21 protein-coding genes are annotated in these 25,861 nt (G+C 36.5%); 8 read left to right on the top strand and 13 right to left on the bottom strand.

Annotated features, from left to right (window positions below):
• Positions 1-295 precede the first annotated feature (295 nt).
• Together CWS31_RS02630 and CWS31_RS02625 are read right to left on the bottom strand one after the other, a co-directional pair.
• Positions 296-1,147, bottom strand: a complete 852-nt coding sequence (locus CWS31_RS02630) for an N-formylglutamate amidohydrolase (protein ID WP_101343545.1) — start codon at positions 1,145-1,147, stop codon at positions 296-298.
• Between the two features lie 118 nt (positions 1,148-1,265).
• Positions 1,266-2,327, bottom strand: coding sequence for a phospholipase effector Tle1 domain-containing protein (locus CWS31_RS02625; protein ID WP_101343544.1), 1,062 nt, complete (start codon positions 2,325-2,327; stop codon positions 1,266-1,268).
• Between the two features lie 410 nt (positions 2,328-2,737).
• Between CWS31_RS02625 and CWS31_RS02620 the strand changes: the two genes are divergently transcribed.
• On the top strand, positions 2,738-3,469 hold the full coding sequence (locus tag CWS31_RS02620) for a YebC/PmpR family DNA-binding transcriptional regulator (protein WP_101343543.1): 732 nt from the start codon (positions 2,738-2,740) through the stop codon (positions 3,467-3,469).
• A 308-nt stretch (positions 3,470-3,777) separates the two neighbouring features.
• Here the strand turns inward: CWS31_RS02620 and parC are convergent, their stop codons facing one another.
• From parC to CWS31_RS02570, 10 genes are all read right to left on the bottom strand, one after another.
• Entirely contained in the window at positions 3,778-6,069 is a 2,292-nt protein-coding gene (gene parC / locus CWS31_RS02615; RefSeq protein WP_101343542.1) for a DNA topoisomerase IV subunit A, read from the bottom strand.
• 329 nt (positions 6,070-6,398) lie between these two features.
• On the bottom strand, positions 6,399-7,751 hold the full coding sequence (locus tag CWS31_RS02610; protein ID WP_101343541.1) for a GGDEF domain-containing protein: 1,353 nt from the start codon (positions 7,749-7,751) through the stop codon (positions 6,399-6,401).
• Positions 7,738-9,609: a tetratricopeptide repeat-containing diguanylate cyclase gene (locus CWS31_RS02605; protein ID WP_246143283.1), complete on the bottom strand. Its 1,872-nt coding sequence runs from the start codon at positions 9,607-9,609 to the stop codon at positions 7,738-7,740. Before CWS31_RS02605 ends, CWS31_RS02610 begins: the two co-directional genes overlap by 14 nt.
• Positions 9,610-9,929: 320 nt before the next feature.
• Complete coding sequence (locus CWS31_RS02600) at positions 9,930-11,171, bottom strand: HlyD family secretion protein (RefSeq protein ID WP_101343539.1); 1,242 nt, start codon at positions 11,169-11,171, stop codon at positions 9,930-9,932.
• On the bottom strand, positions 11,172-11,684 hold the full coding sequence (locus tag CWS31_RS17825; protein WP_246143282.1) for a hypothetical protein: 513 nt from the start codon (positions 11,682-11,684) through the stop codon (positions 11,172-11,174).
• A gap of 93 nt (positions 11,685-11,777) precedes the next feature.
• Positions 11,778-13,670, bottom strand: a complete 1,893-nt coding sequence (gene parE / locus CWS31_RS02590) for a DNA topoisomerase IV subunit B (RefSeq protein WP_101343538.1) — start codon at positions 13,668-13,670, stop codon at positions 11,778-11,780.
• A 133-nt stretch (positions 13,671-13,803) separates the two neighbouring features.
• A complete protein-coding gene (locus tag CWS31_RS02585) occupies positions 13,804-14,403 on the bottom strand; it encodes a YqiA/YcfP family alpha/beta fold hydrolase (protein WP_101343537.1) in 600 nt (199 codons plus the stop codon).
• Positions 14,404-14,428: 25 nt separating this feature from the next.
• The gene (locus CWS31_RS02580; RefSeq protein ID WP_101343536.1) at positions 14,429-15,223 is read right to left on the bottom strand and encodes a metallophosphoesterase; all 795 of its coding nucleotides are present in this window, start codon (positions 15,221-15,223) and stop codon (positions 14,429-14,431) included.
• 107 nt (positions 15,224-15,330) lie between these two features.
• Complete coding sequence (locus tag CWS31_RS02575; protein WP_101343535.1) at positions 15,331-15,825, bottom strand: DUF1249 domain-containing protein; 495 nt, start codon at positions 15,823-15,825, stop codon at positions 15,331-15,333.
• A gap of 66 nt (positions 15,826-15,891) precedes the next feature.
• A complete protein-coding gene (locus CWS31_RS02570) occupies positions 15,892-16,557 on the bottom strand; it encodes an NUDIX domain-containing protein (protein WP_101343534.1) in 666 nt (221 codons plus the stop codon).
• 145 nt (positions 16,558-16,702) lie between these two features.
• Between CWS31_RS02570 and tolC the strand changes: the two genes are divergently transcribed.
• On the top strand, positions 16,703-18,070 hold the full coding sequence (gene tolC / locus CWS31_RS02565) for an outer membrane channel protein TolC (protein ID WP_101343533.1): 1,368 nt from the start codon (positions 16,703-16,705) through the stop codon (positions 18,068-18,070).
• 193 nt (positions 18,071-18,263) lie between these two features.
• On the opposite strand, the gene CWS31_RS02560 is transcribed toward tolC, so the two are convergent.
• The gene (locus CWS31_RS02560; protein ID WP_101343532.1) at positions 18,264-19,358 is read right to left on the bottom strand and encodes a glycosyltransferase family 4 protein; all 1,095 of its coding nucleotides are present in this window, start codon (positions 19,356-19,358) and stop codon (positions 18,264-18,266) included.
• A gap of 191 nt (positions 19,359-19,549) precedes the next feature.
• Between CWS31_RS02560 and lpxL the strand changes: the two genes are divergently transcribed.
• From lpxL to CWS31_RS02530, 6 genes are all read left to right on the top strand, one after another.
• Positions 19,550-20,470, top strand: coding sequence for an LpxL/LpxP family Kdo(2)-lipid IV(A) lauroyl/palmitoleoyl acyltransferase (gene lpxL / locus CWS31_RS02555; protein ID WP_101343740.1), 921 nt, complete (start codon positions 19,550-19,552; stop codon positions 20,468-20,470).
• A gap of 184 nt (positions 20,471-20,654) precedes the next feature.
• Complete coding sequence (locus tag CWS31_RS02550) at positions 20,655-21,353, top strand: TcpQ domain-containing protein (RefSeq protein ID WP_101343531.1); 699 nt, start codon at positions 20,655-20,657, stop codon at positions 21,351-21,353.
• 126 nt (positions 21,354-21,479) lie between these two features.
• Positions 21,480-22,457 carry a hypothetical protein gene (locus CWS31_RS02545; RefSeq protein ID WP_211355776.1) on the top strand — a complete coding sequence of 326 codons (978 nt, stop codon included), beginning with the start codon at positions 21,480-21,482 and terminating at the stop codon, positions 22,455-22,457.
• A gap of 26 nt (positions 22,458-22,483) precedes the next feature.
• Positions 22,484-23,398: a DUF350 domain-containing protein gene (locus CWS31_RS02540; RefSeq protein WP_101343529.1), complete on the top strand. Its 915-nt coding sequence runs from the start codon at positions 22,484-22,486 to the stop codon at positions 23,396-23,398.
• Positions 23,399-23,553: 155 nt separating this feature from the next.
• Positions 23,554-25,245 (top strand): polyamine aminopropyltransferase, encoded by a 1,692-nt coding sequence (locus CWS31_RS02535; RefSeq protein ID WP_101343528.1) that lies wholly within the window; start codon positions 23,554-23,556, stop codon positions 25,243-25,245.
• Positions 25,246-25,440: 195 nt separating this feature from the next.
• Complete coding sequence (locus CWS31_RS02530; RefSeq protein WP_101343527.1) at positions 25,441-25,854, top strand: YjfI family protein; 414 nt, start codon at positions 25,441-25,443, stop codon at positions 25,852-25,854.
• Positions 25,855-25,861: the final 7 nt, after the last annotated feature.

The following is a 25,861-nucleotide window of genomic DNA, read 5'->3' as shown; positions in this document are numbered from 1 at the left end:
TGCTACAACAGCCTTAATTACCCGTATTACTTCGTTATGAAAGCTCCCAATAACCTGTTATTGTCTTCGCTTTTAACCTGTTATTGTCTTCGCTTTCCTGCCTTGTACTACGAATAATTAAAACTATTGTAAAGGTAAAATCCTAAGTGATTGATATTATTATTCTACTCACTTTCATTATCCCGAACTCAGGTTAGATAATAATAGTCCCTAGCCACTAGACTTTAGTGGCTAGGTTTTAGAATCTAGATTTATGAGACTAGGTATTCTATTACCTAGTACCTAGCCCTTAAATTTAGGTGCTTTTATGGTAGTTATTAATATACCACTGCGTATGTTGGGCAATAGTGTCATTATAAACTTGTTGTAATGAAGGTAAAACAACGGCATCAGGCTGACCTGTTAACTCGTCCATAAAAACTTTCTTAGTTTCTGTGGCAAGTACCAAAACATTATCATATTGGCTGTGACAAAATCCTGCTAAGCATCCTTTACCATAAAAAATATCATTTTCTGCGGCGGTAATGTTCAAACCATCAACTTTCATATTTTGTAATGACTTAAGCCAGTTATCAATAATTGGACGCCAGTGCTCACCTTTAACTGTGCTAGTGCCTAGGTTAATTACCGGTAAGTCTTTACGTTCATGGCGCTTGTAATTATAAGAGTGATTATCGTACACCACACATTCGCCAAAATCTTCACGTAACGCTTCTACAATAGCGGCAACAACTCGATAAAATTGAGCGTGCTTTGCTTTACTTCTAGCAATCATTTCATCGCTTAGTGGTACTTTCCATATTTCTTTACCCCATGCTGTTTCATAAACACATTCATCGCTAATGCGGTTTAAGTCGTACTCATAACGAGAATCATGGGCGATTAAGGTGATGGGTTGCTGGCTAATAAAGCTACCCGTGTATGGGTCTTCTTCATAATAACGATCTGACTTTTCAAGTAAGCAGTTATCTTCTAACTCAGCTCTAAAATTTTCGCCATCATGTATTGCCGCGGCTAAAATAGGTAGATACTTTTCAATTTTTAAGGTGAAAGCACCGCCTGTTATTGTTGCAGTAAAGCATTGACGTTGTTTTATTTTATTAATAATTTCTTGTTCACTAATTTGCGGAGAAAGCTGTTTACTCATGAGCGTCCCTTATTTACCCTCAAGTAAGGGTAATTATTATGAAAAGTAAGTAATTGCTATAATAACTTGAACATAAATTAATGCTAGCTAACTTTATGTTAATAAATGTTTTCTATTATTAGTATAAACCTGATATCCCTAATCTCGGTTCACTTAAATTACCGTTAGCATCAAGTATTTGATAATTAATATTACGTAACGCATAAGGACGATAATCAACCAACTGGTTAAAGCGATCAACAACACTATGATGAATTATTGGCGTATAATTCGACGCTAATTCATTCAGGTTGATACGGACACTACGCGGAGCATGAGTTATTGCATAGCCGTAAGTATAAAGTTGACCATGCAACTTACCGTTAGATAATGGTTTAACGTAAATATCATCGAAAGTTATCACCTCCTTTGAACCCGATATTTGCAACCTTGAAAAATCAATGTCGTTAACTGATAAAATAAACAGTTCATCAGCAATATTATCGAGCATAAACTGTAAACAAACATCAGATAAACCATCAAACCAGTAGCCGCCGCCAATGTCGCTATGACTTCCTGCAAACCAAACTTCAGTAACACGTTCGTCATGGTTAAATAAGGTTGGTTGAAACCATAAACGCCGCTCATCAAGCCCTAAAATATGCAATGCTCGTTCAATATGTGGCGCTAAAATATCATTTTCAAAAACGATACCACTTGAAGGAAACGTGTCAGGGTTTAAATCTAATGAGCCTTTAGTTGCCGCTACGGTATCAAATACGCCTAAAAATGTAACTGGGGCTGATAAATGTGCGGCAAACATTCTGGCTAATGCAGCGCCTCGACTAAAACCGAAGATGTAAACTTTATCACCGGGTGAATAGTGTTTTGCAAAGTCTGTTTGCGCTTCACTGAGTATATCGTTCATTTCCCCGTAAGGTGGTGCAAATGCAGCATTTACTGCTCTAAATAACCAATTACCACGATTGCCAATACCACTGTAATAAAAGCTATGTTGACTCGTAATGTTTGTATTATTAAGTAGCCCAGCACTTGATTTATCATTCACCTTATTATTTAGTGTACCGCCGAATAAAATATGTAATTTTAAAATATTACTAATACTACTATCATCGTAAAAGTCGGCAACATCTTCGGGATTATTACAAGTACCGTCAAAGCAAAAAATCAGTTTTTTCATAGTTATTCCTTACAGAACCAAAGACATCTTCCATAATAAATACAAAGTATTAGAGTATATTAATTGCCAACGTTCGGCCTAAAAAGACCAACAGTTCAGCAACTAACCTGAATCCAAGATAACTAACAATTTTCTTAAATAGGCTCTAATCTTGGTACATCATTTATTTGCTGTGCTTAAATCAAAATTTAATAAAAGCTAAATATTAAATTAAGCGTAAAATTAATTTGCCATAAGGTATAAAAGCTCTGTGCGAAGTACAAGGTTTAGTTTGGTAAACATAGAGTATTCTGTTTGAATAAAATGCGATTTTATTAGTAAATTATTCTCAGATCACTAGTCAACGCCCCTGTATGGCTGATAGAATCTAGGGCATTATATTTATTGAACTTACAAAAGAAGATATTGAGATGGGCAGAGCTTACCAAAACCGCAAATTATCTATGGCTAAAACCGCAGGTGCCAAAACTAAAGTTTACTCTAAGTACGGTAAAGCAATTTACGTTTGTGCTAAAAATAGTGGTATTGATCCCGATGGTAATCTTACATTACGTGGTTTAATTGATCGTGCTAAAAAAGATCAAGTTCCTACCCACGTAATTGAGAACGCACTTAAAAAAGCATCAGGTGCTGGTGGTGAAGACTTTGTAGAAGCACGCTATGAAGGCTATGGTCCTGGTAATAGTATGGTTATTATCGATTGTTTAACCGATAACGGTAACCGTACGATCAAAGATGTTCGTCAGTGCTTTACTAAAACTAATTCTAAAATTGGTACCACTGGTTCAGTTTCTCACATGTTCGACCAACAAGCTGTATTCGCTTTTCAAGGCGATGATGATGAAAGCGTGTTGGAAACATTAATGATGGCTGATATTGATGTAACTGATGTTGAATTAGAAGACGGTATTATTACCGTATATGCACCACATACTGAGTTTTTCAAAATTAAAACTGAGTTTGCTAACTCTATGCCTGATTATGATTTAGAAGTTGAAGAGATTTCTTGGATCCCTCAAAATTATATTACCGTGGAAGGTGAAGAAGACTTAGCTAACTTTGAAAAATTCATTGCCATGTTAGATGATTGTGATGATGTACAAAACGTTTATCATAATGCAGAATTAAAAGAAGAAAGCTAAAAGATCAGCGTTAAAATAGCAATAACTCCTCTTTTATACTTGTTGCGATTGTCGCGATAAAAAACAAAAAAGCCAATATCATTTGATATTGGCTTTTTTGTTTGATCTTGCTCCGTCCTAAAATGCGTTGACACCTATAGAACTTAAACCAACAGTATTAAAGTATTAATCGAAATTCAATGAAGATAAATATTAAATCTCAAGTCTAGCAAGTAAAGCCGATAAAGGTTTTTGGGAGCTTTCATAACGAAGAAATAGGGATAATTAAGGCTTTAACACTTTGCTTACCCCGAACTCAAGTTAGTTAATTACTCTGCTGAACTTTCTTCCTCTGGTACATCTTCAATCATAGATTCAACGTCTATTGCCGAAACGCGTTGTAAGCCACGTGGGAGTTTATTACCACGTCGGCCACGTTCGCCTTTGTAATGCTCTATATCTAGTGCTTTAAGGGTTAATTTACGTTTTCCGGCATGTAAAGTTATAGAAGCTCCATCAGGTACTATACATAATAAGCTTACATATTCTTCACGCGTTTTTGCTCGCGCAGTAGGTATATTAATGATCTTATTACCTTTACCCTTAGCGAGTACGGGCAAGTTTTTAACTGGAAAAACTAACATCCGCCCTTCACTAGTAATAGTAAGGCAGTGATCATTCTCAATATCGTCTATACGCTGTGGCTTCATAACTTTAGCTGACTCCGGCAAGGTGATTAACGCTTTACCATTTTTATTTCGGCTAACCATCTCTGCAAATTTGCCAACAAAACCATAACCTGCATCACTAACTAATAAGTACTTAGTTTCGTCGTCAGCCATAATGGTATGTACAAAGTTTTTCCCTGCTGTTAGGTTAAAACGCCCTGTTAATGGTTCGCCTTGTGAACGAGCGGTCGGTAAGGTATGCGCGTCTGTAGTGAAAGCACGCCCGCCTGAGTCGATAAATACCACAGGATTATTACTACGCCCTTTTGCTGAACATAAGTAATTATCACCTGCTTTGTAACTTAAACTTGCAGGGTCAATATCATGCCCTTTAGCGCAACGCGCCCAGCCTTTGTCGGAGATAACAACAGTTACAGGCTCACTTGGTACTAAATCTTTTTCTGTTAATGCTTTTGATTCTGTACGCTCAACTAATTTAGAGCGGCGATCATCACCGTATTCTTTAGCTGCTTCCAAGATTTCTTTTTTCATTAGCGTGTTCATGCGCGCTTTTGAATTAAGAATTTTCTCTAAATAATCACGCTCAATCGCTAATTCATCTTGCTCAGCTCGAATTTTAATTTCTTCGAGTTTAGCTAACTGACGTAATTTAATTTCTAAAATTGAATGTGCTTGTAAATCAGACAATGCAAAGCGTGACATCAGCTCGGCTTTTGGATCGTCATAACCACGAATAATTTCAATAACTTCATCAATATTTAAATAAGCAATTAATAAACCATCGAGAATATGTAACCTAGCTAATACCTTGTCTAAACGATACTGTAATCGTCTACGCACTGTTTCGCGGCGATACTCAAGCCATTCAGATAAAATAACACCTAAGTTTTTAACTGCTGGTAGGTTATCTAAACCTATCATGTTGATATTAACGCGATAGCTTTTTTCTAAATCTGTACTAGCAAATAAATGCTGCATTAACTGTTCAACATCAACACGATTTGAACGTGGCATAATAACAAGTCGAACCGGATTTTCATGATCAGATTCATCACGAAGATCGGCCACCATCGGCAGTTTTTTCGCAGTCATTTGCCCTGCTATTTGCTCTAATATTTTTCCGCCAGAGGCTTGATGCGGCAAAGCTGTAATAACAATATCACCATGTTCAATATCATACACAGCACGCATTTTGATACTACCGCGTCCTGTTTGATACATTTTTTCAATATCAGCTTTTGGGGTGATAATTTCCGCATCAGTTGGATAGTCAGGGCCTTGAACAAACTCTAACAGTTCACTTATCTCAGCTTTTGGATTTTCAATTAAATGTACACACGCATCAGCAACTTCGCGCACGTTATGCGGCGGGATATCGGTTGCCATACCAACTGCAATACCGGTTATTCCATTGAGTAAGATATGAGGAAGGCGAGATGGTAAAGTCATTGGCTCTTTCATGGTGCCATCGAAATTGGGTTGCCATTCCACCGTACCTTGGCCTAATTCGGCCAATAAAACTTCACTAAATTTTGATAATCTTGATTCGGTATAACGCATTGCTGCAAATGATTTAGGATCATCAGGAGCACCCCAGTTTCCCTGCCCATCAACCAAAGGGTAACGATAAGAAAAAGGCTGTGCCATCAATACCATGGCTTCATAACAAGCGCTATCACCATGCGGATGAAACTTACCTAATACATCACCAACTGTACGCGCAGATTTTTTATATTTAGCCGCCGCCGATAAACCCAGCTCTGACATTGCATAAACTATTCGCCTTTGTACCGGCTTTAAACCATCACCAATATGTGGCAATGCTCTGTCCATAATTACGTACATGGAATAGTTTAAATAAGCTTCTTCAGTAAAACGTCTTAATGGGACTTGTTCTACTCCATCGAGACTATATTCGAGAACATCTGACATGAATTTATTTTCCTGATATTTCGAGGGCTAATTATTATTATTTTGATAAAGATTATAAGCTACTTTTTAAAGTCATAACTTTTAAGTGATAACTTTTAGTTAAATTAATGGTAGCTAAAGTTAGTCTAATTTTGTCAACGAGACTATTAATTGCGGTTATGCCAATAGTTTATCATTATTAGCTTGTGTTACTTTTTGTTACTTCTATAGCTTAGCTGATTATGAGCTTAGACAAAATAGTTAAATGCTAAATGGGTTAATATACTGACCGATCTGTGTCGTTATTACCCTCTCTCTATTATTAACATCAAAAGTTAGGTTGTTAAACTTTAGAACTCCCATTCTGAGTCTAACGGAGCCGTATTTGTGTCAGCTCGCCTTTCTTGTGATTCTGCAATATGTTGATAACAAACGACACTATTTCGACCTTGCTCTTTCGCTTGATACATAGCTAGATCTGCACAGTGTAATAACTCATCAAATTTCATTTCCTTATTATTCATGGTTGCTACGCCAATGCTCATGGTTAGCTGGCGTTGAGACATAATAAGTGAAAAGTTGAATTGAGCTATTTTTTCATTGATATGCATAGCTATCGCTTTAGCTTTATGAATGTCCGCATAAGGTAATAAAGCAACAAATTCTTCCCCGCCTAAGCGTGCAAACAGATCACGAGATCGCATAGTTTCTTTTACCAATCTAGCAACTATCATTAGCACTTTATCACCTACATTGTGACCATACGCATCGTTAATATTTTTGAAGTTATCTAAATCTAATAGTAATACAGATAACTCCTCAGGTTGATCAGAAAATCGTTTAACCATGCTATTACCTGATTCAAATAGAGCATTGCGATTTGCGACGCCCGTTAAAGCATCTGTCAATGTCAGACGAATGAGCTTATTACGTACTCTTAATTGTCTAAAGAACAGCAAGATAAAAACAATTGCAGTGCCAATAATTAACGTAAAATTATATTGTTGTATTGCTTGTTCTTCTTTAACCTCAGCTACCCTGCGAAATTTTAGTTCATTCTGACTTTTTAATAATGCATTAGTTGCTTTTTTATCCTGCATTTCAAATGATTTTTCTAAACTGGCGATCATGGCTAGACGCTTATTTTTACGGTAAATATGATATTTTTTCAGGTAATATTTTTTCTCTAAATAAGCGGACTCATAATTACCTTGATTCTCAAAGTGAGCTGCTAATATTAAATGTAGTTGTAAAAAATCAGGCTGAACAAGTTGTTCCTCAGCTATTTGACCAGATAATTTTTCTGCTTGCGCTAAAAGTTCAACAACATTACTTTTATTTATGTCCTGATTAACAATCGCCGTTGATTCTAGCTTTTCTTTAACCAAAGCTTGCACAACTAATAGCAAATATTGCTCTGCGGCATTAAGAGGGGCTTTTGATAAGGTTAATTTTGCTAGCAAACCTTCAACCCTATGCCTATCTACCGTTGAAGGTTTCAACTGAACTAACAACTCGGTTAAATCTGGGTTAATGGGTAATACCTGGGTAACAGGCGTTTGTACCGACTTTATTACTACTGTTTTGTTTTTAATGGCTTCTGCGCTAGGTGTCTCACTTGCTAAAGAGTAAGGGCTAACTGTTAACATTAATAAAAAGAGTGCAAAAACAGTTTTAAGCATATTTGGGCTAATATAAATCATCGCCACACACCTTATCCCTGCCTGATTCTTTAGCTTTATAGAGCTGTTCATCGGCTTTTTTTATTAAACTAACTAAATCACTTTCATCGGCTAAACAGGCTACACCAATACTCACAGTTACTTTATCAATAGTTTTTATTTGCCATGAATATTCATTTATACAAGTGCGTATACGTTCACCAATATCCATGGCTGACTTAAAATTAGTTTTGGGCAAACAGATCATAAACTCTTCACCACCAAAACGACCAAAAATATCACTTTTTCGCATCATACTACTACTGAGTAATGCAAGTTGCTTTAATACTTTATCACCTACGTTATGCCCTAAACTGTCATTAATATTTTTGAAATGATCAACATCTATCATCAGTATACTTAATGGATTGGCTTGCATTTTGGCAAGTTCAAATGCCTCTTGAGATTTGTTCATTAAGCTACGTCTGTTGGCGACGCCTGTTAAAGCATCGATATTTGAGGCTATTTTAAGTCGTTGCTGACTTTGTATTAATTTAACCAGAACCCAAGCAAAAGCTAGGGCAACCAAAGCACTAATAATAAGATAATGACGCTGTATTTTATTTTCTAAATTAACTTCATTTAAACTCGCTTCGTAAAGTGCTTGCTCGTTATAAAGTAGTTTATTTTGTTTATCTGCTTGCTCTGCTTCAAGTTTTAATCGTACCTGGGTAATAGAACTATTATCCTCATTTTCGTATACTTTATCGGTCAAAAAAATCAATTGAGATTGAGTATCATAAGCTTGTTTAAACTTTTTTTGCTGATAAAAAACATTCGCATTGAGTGCAATCATTCTCAAATAATCTTCTTTATTTGCTTTTGACATGTCAGGGCGAAGGGCTAATATTTTAATAACCGTTTCGATACTCCCCAGCGCTTCATCAAAACGTTTTAATTCAGCGAGAATGTAGGCTTCATCAATATAAAACTTTAACTTATCATCAATTTTTTCAGTAAATTGTAAATGCTCTTTAGCTTTTAATAAATATTGATATGCTGCTTCTGGATTACTCTTATCTTGCTTTATATAAGCCCATGCCAAACCAGAATAGACGGCAAACATACTATCATTTGTCGTGTCTTTGTTTGATTCTGCAATTAACTGTTTAAAAACATTAATTGCTTGTGCGTAGTTTTTATTTGATGCATGTTTGGAGGCAATATTATGTAAACTATTATGTGCAGACAGTAACATACCCGCAGCTTTAAAATGTAAGTAAGATTGCTGGTAATAAGCCATTGATTGCTCATCCTGTTGCAAATGCGAATACAAAATACCAAGCACAGAGTTAGCTGTACCTTTTATTTTTTCATCATCAGTTTTCCCAGCAATATTATAGGCATCATTAAGTAGTATTAATGCTCGCTTTAAATCATCTCTCAGGTAGGCAATAGTACCTAAGTTGATAAGTCCTGCTGCAATTTGTACTTTACTATGTAATGATTCGGCAACTTCTAAGCCTTTTTTATATTCTTTAGCCGCTTGGTTAAGATCGCCCAAACTCTCAAACGCAAAACCTTTTAGATATAATAATTCACTAATAATTAAGCTTGGACTAGCAAGTTGCTTGGTAATATTCAGCCCTTGATTAGCCGTTTCTTTAGCAGCACTATATTTATTTTGTGCAATTTGAATTTCACAAAGCAACTTAAAATAGAGTAGGTTTTGTTCTATGGTCAGGGCACTAAGTTGATTTTCAAAAACGGTTAGTTGCTTGAGCGATGAGGTTAAATCTGTTTTCTTCAGTATTTTAACTTGTTCAATTATTTGATCAAATAACTGAATATTATCTTGCTGTTGAGCTGCCACTGCAGTAAAAATCAAGCAATAAAGCACACTTATCCTAATGATAAAGACTTGAAATTTTTTTAAAATACACAACAAAGAATAATTCCTTATGGCCTAACTACACCACAACATGGCCCGCAACATAACCCGCAAAAATGACTGTTTTTCACACAAGTGAATAGTGCAGTATAAAACGATTTATCTAGAGAGTTAAACCGTTATATTTAACATAAATATTAACTTTAATTACTCGTTAAAGCTAACCAACTCTGTGTTACTTTTACTAATAACTGAATATAAAAAAGTCCTCTATAAACGAGGACCTTTATTTTATTACTTTCGGTGAAAATTAAGCGCTTCAACAGAGCCTAATGTCCTGAAAAAACTAACACCTTAACCGGTAATAATAATGCTTGCATACGTAAAATAATGGCATGAACAATACCTACAGTATCAACTATATGATAATAAATTACATCCGTAGTACTTAAGGTGCCACTATTAATTAAATCATGATGGTAGCTATAAGCATTAGCGATACAACTAGTACCAGGTAAAACCCCGTCAAGACCACCTTCATAAAGTGGAACTAACCTAACAGACAGTGTTCCTGGCATTGCTCGCTCTTGTATATCTATTAAGGTTTCCGCAGTTCGTATTTGACCTGTAGAAATAACACCTTGTATCCTGTCAACTTTCATAGCTATAACTGTAAAAGGTTTAGATAAACAGGTGATTTCTGCAAAGGTGCCAATATTGATTACATTACCCGCTAATTGATTAAAACCAGCTTGAACACCTTCTTTACCAGATGCATCCCCTGAAGTAGGCACTATCATACCCGCCGAGCGGAACATTGGGTTTACAATATCACCAGGCTGTATGGCAAATTGCTGCAATTCTCCATCAATATGGGCATAAACTGTGTGTTTATCTTCATCAATAACAGCTTGATGTAACGCTTTAATAGCACTTTCTTTTTTAGCGGGTAAAACTTCTTTAATGTAGGCTTCTGCAGATTTTTGATTAGACTTTGCTGCCGATAAATCCGCTTTATGAATTGCCACGGTATCTGCTACTTTTTCTACTTCACTGTCACTAATAATATTTTGACCTTTAAGTGACAAATTTTTCTTTCGATCGTAATCATGTTTAGATCTTAAATAGGCACTGTTCGCCTTTTCAACATTGTTTTTTGCTACTTCGAGTTGAGAGTAAGCACTAGAAAACTCAGAGTCCACTTGCTTAATTGTCGATTTTGCTTGTTCAATGATCGCAAGTTGCGACTCATCATACATACTAAATAGTGGTGTGCCAGCAGTTACTTTTTCATGGTTTTTAACATAAACATGTTCAACTCTACCACTTACCTCTGGGACAATAGAAACCACTCTAAACATTGGCGTTGCACTAGTTGTTGATGGATGGTAATAAAAAATCAAGGTTACTAGAGAAATTGAAAGAATGGCACAAGCTGTTATCCCCCAACGTAGTTCATACCAAACCGTGAAAAAATTTATTTCTTTTCCCCAAGTTTTACCTTGGCGATATTTACGAAATAAATAGTCAGGTAGAATAGTTATGAGTGAGCAAAACAGTACTTCAAACATTTAATTGTACTCCTTTACGGGTACATCAACGGCTGTATTAGCTTTAGTATCAGATTTTGTATCAACTTTAACATTCAGAGTTTGCTCATTAACAGCAGACTCTTCAACTGTTGTTGTAACTTTATTTATTGATGTTGACTGAGCTGGTGTTGATGACGTGAATTCGGGCTCAGTTGAGTAAGCCGTTTTATTCTGGTTATTAGCGATAGTGGCTAAAGATTTAGCAATAGACTTTAATGGCGTTAAAAAATCTGGAAGTTCAACCACAGCCATAACTAAGGCTGCAACCCAAAAAATACTGTTGTGGGTAAATAAAGCTAACAATGTTAATACTGTAATAAGTTGTATTTGGGTATGATTTTTACCGTGAGCAATGTGCTCTGGCGCCGCATGTAACTTAAAATATAATACGCCACCAATTAATATTAATCCTACAAGCGTAAACGCCATTATAGTCATTAAAGGATCGCTATTTGCCCCAGCTAAATAGCTAGGAATACTTTCTGCACTCATTTGAAGTTTACCTTTAAACTCGAACTTACTTAGGCTTTACTCTCAGTAAATATTACTATGCTTAACATTAACTGACTTTGAAAATTGAGGCTATTAAAGCTCTATATTGGCTTCATCACCTTTACTCTGTAGCCATATTTTTCTATCAGGGCTGCGCTTTTTCGACAATAGCATATCCATTAATTCCATCGTTTCACTATGATCATCAACGGTTAGTTGCACTAGGCGACGTGTATTAGGGTCCATAGTGGTTTCACGCAGTTGTAATGGGTTCATTTCACCCAAACCTTTAAAACGCTGTACGTTAACTTTACCGCGTTTTTTCTCTGCTTCAATACGATCTAAAGTGGCATCTTTTTCGGCTTCATCCAAGGCGTAATAAACTTCTTTGCCAATATCAATTCGATATAATGGAGGCATAGCAACATAAATATGCCCCGCTTGTACTAATGGTAAAAAGTGTTGAGTAAATAATGCACACAGTAAAGTGGCAATATGTAATCCATCCGAGTCAGCATCCGCTAAAATACAAATTTTACCGTAACGCAGCTCTGATAAATCATCACTGTCGGGGTCAATCCCCAAGGCGACTGAAATATCATGTACTTCTTGTGAAGCAAGGATTTGCCCTGAGTCTACTTCCCACGTATTAAGAATTTTACCGCGCAGTGGCATAATAGCTTGAAACTCTCTATCTCTTGCTTGTTTAGCACTACCGCCAGCAGAGTCACCTTCCACTAAAAACAGCTCTGTTCTAGCTAAATCTTGGCTACCACAATCAGTTAATTTCCCTGGTAAAGCAGGACCTTGAGTGATTTTTTTACGAACAACTTTTTTACTGGCACGCATTCGTTTTTGCGCATTGTTGATACAAAAATCAGCTAAGGCTTCAGCTTTATCGGTATGTTCATTTAACCAAAGACTAAAGGCGTCTTTAACAACACCAGTAACAAATCCCGCACATTGACGAGACGATAATCGCTCTTTGGTTTGCCCTGCAAATTGTGGGTCTTGCATTTTAATAGATAAAATATAACTACATCTGTCCCAGATATCATCAGGGGTTAGCTTTACGCCGCGCGGTAATAAGTTGCGAAATTCACAAAACTCACGCATTGATTCGAGTAAACCTTGGCGTAAACCATTAACATGAGTACCGCCAGCAATAGTCGGAATTAAGTTAACATAACTTTCACCTATACTATCCCCTCCTTCAGGTAACCAAGTTACCGCCCAATCTGCCGCTTCAAGTTGCGAACTAAAACTACCTACAAAGGGTTTTTCAGGTAAAGAAACATAGTCTTTTACTGAGTCGATTAGATAGTCGGTTAAACCATCTTCATAGCACCACTCATATTTTTTATCTTCATTCTTATCATGAAATTTAATAGTTAAGCCTGGGCATAAAACAGCTTTAGCTTTAAGTAGATGGGTTAGGTGTCGTACTGAAAACTTAGGAGTATCAAAATAGTTAGCATCTGGCCAAAACTTAACACTGGTTCCGGTATTACGCTTACCTACTGTTCCAGTTTCACGTAACTCTTCAACTTTATCACCATTTTCAAAGGCCATTTCGTAGATTTTACTATCACGTCTGACGGCAACATCAACGCGGGTAGATAAGGCGTTAACCACAGAAATACCAACACCGTGCAAACCACCTGAAAACTGGTAACTTTTATTTGAGAACTTACCGCCAGCATGTAATTTACAAAAAATAAGTTCAACGCCAGATACTCCTTCTTCAGGATGAATATCTGTTGGCATACCGCGACCATCATCGATAACTTCAAGCGATTGATCTTTATCTAGAATAACCTGAATATTCTGGGCATGACCGGCAAGCGCTTCATCAACTGAGTTATCAATAACTTCTTGACCCAAGTGGTTTGGGCGTGTGGTGTCGGTGTACATACCAGGGCGGCGGCGCACAGGCTCTAAACCACTAAGTACTTCAATGGAGTCTGAGTTGTATTGTTCGGTCATTTGAAACTCTATGTATAGTTATTATAAGTTAAGGCTAACAGTTATTTATCAAAACGTAATTAACACTTTGAATGCTATGTTTTAATAATTATCGATTGTTCGTATTTCGCGAGCTATTTGTTTTGCGATTAGCTCAATCAATAGCCAATCGAAAAAAAAGGCTAATCATTGGTAGGTAATGATCAAAATCAACAAAACTATGATCGCCTCCGTCTTGCACTATTAATCGACAATATTGATACTTTTCTTCAGCTTGTCGGTAATTTAACACTTCATCACCTGTTTGTAACATAACTAGGTAATTATTTTTTTGTTTACTATCTATTGTTGGTGTATTTTGTTCAAGCATTTTCAATTGTTGAATATGCTCTTCAGTGACTTGATATATTTCTTCGGTATACGGATTAACTTGCTCACCAAGATAATCATGCAGTAGCTCATAGGGTTTTACCGCTGGATTGACTAACACAGCTAAACAATTATATTTTTCGGCTAAGTAATTGGCAAAATACCCACCTAATGAAGAGCCAATAAAATACCATTGCGTGTTTGCTGAATTCGCCTCGATAATTTTTTCTAATTGAGCTATCGCTTTACCAGGACTTGAAGCCAGTTGTGGGCAATAAAAGCCAACATCAGGAAAGTTTTTCGCTAAAAACTGTCGAGTTTGCTCTGCTTTGAAAGATAACGGTGAAGAATTAAAGCCATGAATATGTAGAATGTTTTTTTTCATTATGAACGCTGAGATAACACCTAATTTAATTTTCTACAAATGCTAACTGCACAACATCATTGACTAATTTACCTTCAAAATACAAAGTAAAAAGTTGGTAAGCGGGCCCTTGTGCTAAAATACCAACACCTTTTATGTTTGGATCAAATTGTACTGATGTTGCAGGGCAAGTGTGTAGAGTTACAGCTTGCCTGGTTGATGAAGTTAGTGTCATAGCATTATGTACATGACCGCAAGCTATACCTTTTATATTTGAATATTGATCAAGGACTTGCCAAAACTCATCTTTATTTTGTAAACCATGTTTATCGATAAAGTAACCCACATCAATAGGGTGATGGTGCATCATCAATAACTGGTGTTTATCTTCGGCTATTGCGTTCTTCAAAGTAGATAACGCTTGTTCACTTACCAAACCTGATGGGGTTTGTGTTTTACTATCAACAAGTTGAATTTGCCAGTTTTGTAAATTAATTGTTTTATTTGCTTGAAAAGGAGTACCTGAAAGATACTTAGCCATTAACACAGGATCATCATGATTTCCGGCTAAATAATAAACAGGTAAAGTGATACCGCATTCATCGACACAATCAGCAAAGTTTTGATAAGACTTCTCGCTATGATCTTGGCTTAAGTCACCGGTAAAAAACAGACAATTTATACTTGAGTTATCAGCTATCTCTAATAACACTTTTGTTAGGTTAGCGTAAACATTTTGGCCGAAATGTAAGCCACTTTTATCGGCAAACAAATGACAATCTGTAATTTGTGCTATAACCACTGGCAGCTCTTTAAATGCTTGAGTTTCATTAGCGTACATATATACATTCCTTATTAAACATCAAGCAATATGCCAACACGCGCATAGCAACCGTTGGCTTTATATGCTTAGTAAAAAAAATGACAATGAAAATGCTGTGATACACGTTACGAATACAGCTCAATGTTTACTCGTCCTAAGTCCAAACATAAATGTAACCATTCATTTAAAAATTGATTGGTTTGCTGTTTCTCATCTTGCTGGTGCATTTTATGGTTAGGATAGTCATAACGAGGTTTTACTTGTCTTATATCCTGAGTTGCCAGTACTTCTGCCATACGAGCATCATGATATAACCGAATAGTCATCCGTGGATGTAAACTATTGGCGACAATATCTGGAATATTATTCAAAGAGTGACTTAAGCTGTCTTGTTCAAAACTAATTACCGCGGTGTAGCGTGTTACTTCTTTGATGGTAACAGTATAAGCAAGAAAATCACTGATAAAAAATTGCCGTGACTCTCCAACCGCTTTGTTATTTGCTAATACTTTTAGCAATAACATGTAATTATTGGCACACAAACTCATCAAACTAACTAGGTTAGGTCGATAGTTTTTTTTCGCTGTTTTGACTGAAGCCCTGTTAGGAAAAAAACTCATGAAAACTTATATACCCTATCAATATGTCATCTATCAATTTCTGCGTTTAATTTCTGCGTTTGGCGTTTATAACGATGAATAATTTAATGCTAGCCATTGTAACCCGATAATAGTGGCGGCGTTAGTGATTTTACCTTTTGCTAGCAACTCTAATGCTTGAGTACGCGTAACAAGGTGTAGGAGAATATCTTCATTTTCTTCAGGTAAACCGTAAACAGAGCCTGAATTAATGAGATCACTGTCAATATGCGCCAAATATAAATGTATTCTTTCGCTCGTACCGCCGGGGCTCGGAAGAAATTGCATAACAGGTACTAAATCACTTTCACTAAGCGTTAGGTTTGTTTCTTCTTTTGCTTCTCTAATAGCAACATCTATTGGGCTTTCATTTTCATCGAACATGCCAGCAATAAATTCTAATAACCAAGGACTATCAGCTTCTCTTTCGCTGCTCTTTTGAATGGCTTCAATGCTAATTGCTCCTGGTCTAAATTGTTCGATGAGTAATACCTTATCTTGCTTAGCATCGTAAGGAATAACAACAACCGCATCACCGCGCTCAAATATTTCACGAGTAAAAATGCTGCTTTGCTCGCCCGAAAAAAGTTGATGCTGTAATGTGTACTCATTCATTTTAAAAAAGCCCTGATATTTTGTGCCAACCGAATGCACCGACACTTGGTCATGAGTATATCTCAGCATAGAAAGCGGCTTATTTATATTGGTTTTCATCGTACATCCTTTTTTAAAATAACTTTGTTATACTAAATGATTGATATTCTACTTGGTTAATTGAAAAATCCATGTAGGATACACATTAATAAATATTATCAAAAGTTAGATAATAAGAGTAATACAGCTAAGGAATTCCTTACTCATGAAAAAAACATTCAGTACACTCATCATAGCGCTTACTACTGCAATGAGCAGTACACAAGTTCAAGCAGATGATTTATTAACGGTTTACCAACAAGCATTATTAAATGATCCAGTAATACTAATTTCTCAAGCACAGTATATGGGCGTTAAAGAAAATATAGAGCAAGTACGCTCTGCTTTATTACCACAAATCAATTTAACGGGTGGTTATACCGTTGGCGAACAAGAGTCCTATCCAACTACCCCCCCGCTTACAGCCCTGACTAATTCAATCAGTAATAGTGAATATAGCAGTTTAACTTACGGCGGTAATCTGAATATGCAGATTTATCACCACGATAGTTGGTTAAGCTTAAATAATGCGAAAAAATCGGCACATCAAAGCGATTTACAATATCAAGTAGCAAAACAAGATTTGATTACCCGTGTTACGCAAGTTTATTTTAATTTACTCAGCTCAAAAGATGATCTTGTTTTTGCAAACGCTGAGAAAAAAGCTATTGCACGACAATTAGAACAAACCAAACAACGATTCTCTGTAGGTTTAACAGCGATAACCGATGTTTATGAAGCACAAGCTCAATACGATAACGCCGTAACCGAAGCAATTCGTGCTGAAAATGCTATTTTACAAGCAGAAGAAGCGGTAAGAGTAATAACCAATGTTTACCCGAAAAGTGTTAGCGTATTAAACACCGAGCGATTCAGTACTAGCACTCCAGTACCAAGCAGTGCTGATGAATGGCAAACGACTGCTGAAGCCAAAAATCTTGACTTAATTACCGCTAAAGTCGGCATTGATATTGCTCAAGATCAAATCAATATTGCACGTGCAGGTCATTATCCTACGTTAGATTTTGCTGCTAATTACAATGCTGCGGATACCGACACAACTTTTAATAATCAACCGGAAATTAACGCTCCTAACGTTGATGGCTATTACCTTGGCGTAAACTTAAACGTACCAATTTACTCTGGCGGCGCTATTCAGAGCTCAGTACGCCAAGCACAAAATAATTTTGTTATAGCCAGTCAAGACTTGTCGTTAACGCACCGTGAAGTTGTTCGCACTACACGTAACGCATACAACACGGTAATAACAGCAATATCGGCAATCAAAGCTTATGAACAATCAGTATTAAGTGCCACTAAGTCACTTGAAGCAACAGAAGCTGGTTTTGAAGTTGGTACACGTACTATTGTTGATGTATTAGACAGTACCCGTAATTTATATGGTGTGAAGCGTAACTTGTCATCAACACGTTATGCTTATATTCAAAATGTTTTATTATTAAAACGTGCTGCAGGTACAATTACCGATGAAGATATTACAGCGATAAATGCAGGCTTAATGCCAGCTAAATAAAGTTTAGCTTTTATTTATAAAGTTCATGTTCTAGAGCTCTAGTTAATTAAAGAACTATGCTCTTTAGAATTAAAAAAAGCCGTAAACAACTAGTTGCTTACGGCTTTTTATGTATTTCAGGACGAGATTAGTAGTTATTATTTAATTGGCAGATGATAACTAGCTATTAGTGGATATTAAATTACTGGTAAAGTTAAACTAATGTTTTTAGAAATTCAGTTAGCTCTTTAGCTTCTCGCTCAACGGAGTAAAGTGTTTCAACACGCTGCCTCCCTGCTTTACCCATTTCAATTAATTTCGCTTCATCATTTAATAATAGTGCCATTTTTTCTTTTACAGCAGCTAAGTCATTAATAGGTACAACATAACCATCTATACCTTGGCGAACAATTTCGGGCCAAGCCCCGGCTTCACTAGCCAACACAGCTGCACCACTACTCATTGCTTCAAGTACCGTCAAACCAAAACCTTCATTTCTACTTAACGCAACAACTAAAGATAAACTACTAAATATTTTAGGAATATCAGAAAAGTGCTGTTCGCCAACAAAGATAATGCGCTCAGAAAGTCCTGCAGCTTTAATATTGTCACATAATTCTTGCTCAAACTTTTTATGTTTAGCTGCGGTGCTACCGACAATAACGGCAGTATAATCAGGATAATTAGCTAATAAAGAAATACAGCTTTGCACAAAAAGATGAACACCTTTCTGTTCTCTAACTCGCCCTAAAATGGCTATACCATATTTGCCTTTTTTCTGGGTAGGTTTAAGTACATCGAGCGATTGCCAGGCAGCTTGTTTATCTGCACTCGCTTTATAAGTGTTAATGTTCACACCATGGTAAATAACCGCGTTAGGTGGCGTTTCAAGATAATTAGCTGATGCATTACACATCGCAATAACCGCATCCATTTGGCGCGTTAACCAACAAGTAAATTTAGCACGTCGACGTTGTGCTGCAGAACTAAATACAAGTTTTATTTTGGCGCTAAAAAGGTATTTGAGTAACACACCTTGAATCATTTCATCTACGCGCCTAGCATGAAAAATACGATACTTGCCGTTTTTAAGGGGCCGCCTACACATTTTCGCAACCTGCCAAAAACTAATAGCCAAACTAGGATCGGTTAAATTATGCTTACCCATAATACGTAAAGGTATCATCTCTTTTTGATAACTAACCACTTGCAACATCGTTGAAGTAATACCTGAAAAGTTCCTTTTTGAATTTCCAATAATAAGCTCTATTTCATTATCACTTATCTTATGGCTTACCATTGCATCCATTAAAAAATCTCTAAATACCAATTATTAATCTATTAAGGCGCTATTCTACTGCAAATTACCGCTAAAGTGGTAACTATCTATTGATTAGCGTTACAGTTAATAACTTCATTGTGTAAAACAAACTATCTTGGGTATAATTGTTTATCCTTCGAATAAAATGCAAATGAGAAAATATCTTGAGTAAAAATAAAATGTTACAGCCTAACTTTACGTTGTCTTTTTTATTACCTAAATATTGGTTAACTTGGGTAGGCGTAACTATTCTTTATTGTATTTCCTGGTTACCCTTTAAATTTCAATTAGCGATGGGACGAGTTATAGGTCGATTATTCCTAAAATTTGCCTCAAAGCGGAAACACGTAGCATTAACTAACTTAACATTATGCTTTCCTGAAAAAAGTGAACAAGAAATACAACATATTTTAGCCAAGAACTTTGAAAATACCGGCATTGCATTATTTGAAACCGGTATGGGTTGGTGGTGGCCTAATTGGCGGGTAAAAAGAAAAGTAAAAGTAGTTGGTGCTCATCATCTTACAGAAGCACAAGCTGCGGGAAATGGTGTACTGGCTTTAGCCATGCATAACTTATGTTTAGAGTTTGGCGCCCGTGGAATAGGAATGAGTAATCCTTTAGTTATATTTTATCGCCCACATAACAATCCATTAATGGAGTTTTTTCAACATAGAGGCAGAGGTCGCGCAAATAAATATATGTTAGGAAAACGCGATGTTAAGGGGTTATTACGAGCGTTAAATGATAAAGAAACTTGTATTTATTTACCTGATCAAGATTATGGCCGCAATAAAAGCTTATTTGTACCTTTTTTTGCAGTAAAAGAAACAGCGAGTACAACAGGTACACTAATTTTTGCGAGTAAGAAAAATACTAAAACGGTAATGATGGTTCCGCGCAGAAATAGTGATGACAGTGGTTATACTCTGGAAGTATCAGCTCCTTTAGACAATTTTCCATCGGGTAATGAAGTGCAAGATTTAACTAGAATCAACCAAGAATTAGAAAAAGCGATAATGGTTCAGCCAGAGCAATATATGTGGTTACATCGTCGTTTTAAAACTAGGCCAAACGAAAGTGATCCTTCTTTGTATTAAATAATCATTTGATAATTTCTAACCAATAATACTTGAGGTTATTTGTATAAAAATAATTATTTGCGTAAAGTGATGGGAACCAAGAATGGATCAAAATCATTGAGGATAAATATTCAACTTGAAGGTGATTGATTTATTATTTCAACTGGTATTAAACTAATAACAAAAATGGGATTGATAAACAATGAGTTTTTGGGTACGTAACAGTATATTAGGTCTTTTTCTTGCCGTTTTAGCTTGGGGCTTCATTGCGAATCAAGACTTATTACTCTCGCTTGACGCCTCAGTGTCAACAGAAGATACAGCTGAAAACCCCGTTACCGAAGCTAGCTCAGATTCAACTGTAGCTAAAAAAACCGAAAAAGAAATCGAAGAATACCAGCAAGGCAGAGAATCTGACAACGCTGCAGCACGTGGATTATCAAAGTTTTATGCTAATTTACATGGCGATATGAATGGCAAAGGCCCTAAGATTCGCAATAATATTGTTTACTTATCTGATCCTCAAGGTAGTTTAGAAGAACTTTTACAAGCCAGAGAACGTATAGTTCGCCCTTACAAAAAAAGCTGGCAAGGAAGTGTAGAATCAAGACCTTTTAGAACAGGCGAAACCTTAAACCAAAAGCTCGTTGAATATTCAGAAAACGAAGGCATAGAGTTAATTTGGTGGTTAAATCGAGATTATGTCGTTAAAGATCCGTTTAGAATTGAAAAAGATCTTTTAAAAACAACTTTTCAAGTGGCAAAAGCTGTTGAGGGACATTTTCATTCAGGTCTCTCTATATTTTTCTGTTACCGTCAACGTGCAGTAGTCGTTATTGAGAGCGCTCCGCATTCATTCTTAGATACAGAGTGCACCTTATTGAAGAGTAAACCCTATTAGCTTTAACTATCTAACTTCCCAAATAGACATATGTATCTAATATTAATTGTCGATGTACAATCATAATTAGCTTATATTAACGGGTGTGAAAGTTAACCTAGCCTTTTTAAGGAGATGATGGCAGAAATGCACTTACTAAAATCCCACTTTTCATTGTTCATGCTGATAATTACTACGCTAACCCTAGCGGGCTGTGGTGATCCGGTAAAAGAGCAAATAGAACAACAATTACCTATAACTGAGCAACGCGTTGTTCAGCTAGGCCAAGCACTTAACAATGGTCAAGTTCGCAATGCTACGTTAATTAATCAATATGCCGATAGAGTAATGGCAAGCAAAAGTAACTTAGCGCCATTAATTAATGAATTTCGTAAAGATGCGACCGTTAATGGCCCTATGTACAAAGCGTTATTAGACCGAGTTAACACGGTTAAGAATCAACCACAGATGTTTGAATCATCACAAGCACGGTATAACGAATTGCTCAACATATACCAAGCCGCAGACCCTGTTCTTTATTCCGATGCATTGAGTGATCCCCTTAACGTATTAGCTGACATGTCTGATGGTCAATTACCACGGGTTAATTCATTGTCTAAGAGCCAAAGCCAACAAGCCAATAACGCACAGGATTTTGGTACTGGCGAGCAGTTAATTGGCAATCCAAACTACGGTAGTTGGCAAACAGGTAGCAATGGCATGTCATTTTGGGCGTGGTATGGTATGTACTCTATGATGGGCGATTTATTTGGCCGACGTACTTATTATAATGATTGGGGCAGTCGTCGTAATTACAGCTATTACAATGACTACGGTAGAACGCGTTATAGCTCACCAAGCCAATTGAAGCAACAATCAGCGCTTGATACTCGTACTCAAAAATCATTTAGTAACAGTGGCAAAAAATTTACGAGTCCTTACAGTAAAAACCGAGCAGGTTCATCAAGCTTATCTAGCCAGAGTAAAACGGCGCAAACAAGCTCAAACCGTTTTCGTAGCAACAGTGTAAAGCAAAGCAGTTACGCCAGTAAATCTAGCAGTAAAACGTCAAGTTTTAGAAACTCAAGCACCAATACCTCTCGCGGTTTTAGACGCGGCAAGTAATAAATAGAAAATAGGACAGGAAAATTATGAATACATTTATCGAACTCATTGGTGTTGATCCCAACTTTAACTATCGATTATTAACTATTTTGGCAATTGACGTTTCCATCGCCATTTTATTGTTAGGAGCAATGCGTTTTCTTTCAGGACTTAGTGCTCAGGTCAATAGCACTGAAGAGTTAGCCAAAGAAGATAACTTTGCTTTTGGCATTAGTGTTGCGGGTAGTATATTAGCCTTAGGTATTGTGCTTACTGGCGCTATCTCAGGTGAAGCGGCACCAAGTTATGCAATGGAAGCTATCGGCATGCTAGCTTATGGTGGCTACGGTTTATTACTCATTAAAGTCGGACGTTTTATTCATGACAAAGTAGCGCTACAACATTTAAACAAAAATGCGCTTATTAAAGAGAAGAACTTAACCATAGGCATTATTGATGCTGCAGGTGCAATTGCTACAGCCATCGTTATTCGGGCAGTCTTGTTATGGGTTGATGGTTTAAATTTAAATACTTTTATCGCCATTACCAGTGGTTTTATTGTTGCTCAAACCATGTTACTTATCGTAACTCGTTTGCGCGAAAAGCAATACGCCAACAATAACCAAGAAGACTGCTTACAAGAAGCGTTAAGCAAAGGCCAGCTTGCTTTAGCAATTCGCTACAGTGGTCAAGCAATTAGTACCGCATTAGCAGTAACAGCGGCTAGCTACTTTTTAACTTATGATCCTGATACTTTAGTAATGAACTTACTAGGTTGGTTAATTATTGGTGTGATTATGACTTTACTTGTTGCCATACTTACTGCTATTGCCAAACGAATCGTTCTTTGGGGTATCAACTTAGTTGAAGAGGTTGATCAACAGCACAACATAGGTGTTGCCAGTATTGAAATGGCGACCAGTATTGCTATCGCTATGATATTAACCGCATTGATGACTTAAGCTTATTCTTTACGACAAGTACACAGTTAAAATCTCCGCCTTTTGTTAACACTCTAGCTAACTTACTTTAGCTAATGCCTTTAGTTAACTTAGGCGGTTATTTCTTTTAGTATAAACAACCTCCCCTCTCTTATAACAACATTGATAACATCGATATGCCTCAAAAGAAAAGCCATTTAATCGACGATATACTACTTATTTTAACCATGGCTGTACTGGCTGGTTGTGGACTTATTTATGAGTATTTACTGTCTCATTATGCAGGTCGTGTTTTAGGTGTAATGGAAAGTACCATCTACACCATGATTGGTTTAATGATTGTGTCGATGGGTTTAGGTGCATTTGCCGCAAGAAAAGTTCGCTGTGCTTATAATGGCTTTGTTTGGCTTGAACTTATTATCGCCTTAATTGGTAGTTCTGCTATTTTAATTATTGGTGGCTTAATTGCAGTCACCCAACTGTTTCCACAATTGATTGCTGATATGTTATCAATACCACCGGATATGAAACCACAAGGAGGTTTATTTAAGCAACTAAGTTGGCTTGCCTTTAATAGCCCTTACTTCTTTGGCGTAATATTAGGCTTTTTCATTGGCATGGAAATCCCCCTCATTGCACGTATTCGCGAGCATATTCACCAAGCTCATTTGGCTAATAACTTAGGTACTATTTATGGCGCAGATTATGTTGGCGCAGGTATTGGCGCAGCTATTTGGGTTATATTTTTACTCAGTATTGATATTAGTAAAGCCGCGGCACTCACAGCGAGTTTAAACCTTATTGCAGGGGCATTTTTTATTCTTCGCTATTGGTCAAAATTGAATTGGCGAAAAACCTTTGTAGCTTTACACCTACTATTAGCGCTTATTATTGTTTTAATGTTTAATTTTGGTAATCAATGGCTTAATCAAATGAACAGCTTACTTTACTTGGATAAAGTTGTTCATACCGACAAAACCCGCTACCAACAACTGACCTTTACCGAGCGTCAAATGGGGCTGGATCAAGAAAATATTATTAATTTTTACTTGAACGGTCGCTTACAATTTTCATCTATCGATGAGCATATTTATCATGATTACTTAGTAGCTCCCGTTATGGCCGGCTCTGCTAGGCACGATAACATACTTATTATTGGCGGCGGTGACGGTTTAGCCTTGCGCGATGTATTAAAGTACAACCCTAAAAGTGTGACCTTAATTGATTTAGACGGTGAATTAATCGAGATATTTAAACAACCCAATGGCTTGGTAAACTCGCGTTTAGCTCATCAAATTTTGCACTTAAATAAAAATAGCTTACAAGATGAGCGAGTTAACATTATTACCGCTGATGCATTTATTGCTATTAATGAATTAGTTAAAGAAAGAGCCATATTTGACGCGATCATTGTTGATTTACCCGATCCGAGTCATCCTGATTTAAATAAGCTATATACGGTAAATTTCTATGCACGCCTTAATTTATTGTTAGCCGGTGATGGTTTAATTGCCATTCAATCTACTAGCCCATATCATGCTAAAGACTCTTTTATTGCTATTGGCAACACCTTAGCCGCAGCTAACTTTTCTGATGTAGAGCAATATCATGATAATGTGCCAAGTTTTGGCGAATGGGGTTGGACAATAGCATCGAAAAATGGCGCAAGCCCATTAACGCGTTTAAACAAACTAAACCAATTACCGATTACGCATCAATGGTTAAACTTGCCTATATTAAAAGCGGCTTTTATTTTTCCTAATGACTTTTATCAACATAAAGACGATATTGGTATTAATATTTTAGGTAGCCATAGTATTTATCAATTACATCAAAGTGCATGGCAAGACCAACAAGGTTTAAATTAATAGCAATGATAAAACTAAGCTGTTGCGCTAACTAAAGAATTAAAAATAATTACTTAAATAAAAAATATCGATAACAATTAGTCACATTTAGTTTTAAAAAACCACTTGACATAATATGTCAAAGTGCTAAATTTAGCTCAGACGACATAATATGTCATCTGCATTTTACTTAAAGAAAGGAAGGATAGGAAATACATGAATATTCATACTATAGCCGATCACTTAAACAGCTTGGCAGATAATTCAGACACAGGAATGAGCTTTGACTGTCAACCAATATCTGGCGAAGTGGACGTCCTGCAAATTAGTATTTTGGGTCGTGAAGAGTTACCTATTTTTGTTTCGGTAACCGAAGATCAAATAATCTGCATCACCTATTTATGGGATGTTGAAGAAGTTAAACTTGACAGCCTAAATGCAATGCATGAAAGCATGTTAGAAATGAATATCCCTATGCCTTTATCATCATTTTCAAAGATTGGTGATAAATACGTAGTGTTCGGCGCGTTATCTATTAATTCAAGTTTTGACGATGTTGAACATGAATTAGCTGTATTAAGTAACAATGCTGTAGAAGTAATTGATGATATGAGTGATTACCTAGTTTAATTAACAC

This window comes from Colwellia echini (assembly GCF_002843355.2).
GTDB classification, from domain to species: Bacteria; Pseudomonadota; Gammaproteobacteria; order Enterobacterales; family Alteromonadaceae; genus Colwellia; species Colwellia echini.
The sequence above is the reverse complement of the archived record's forward strand: the minus strand, read 5'-3'. Positions and strand labels throughout refer to the sequence as shown.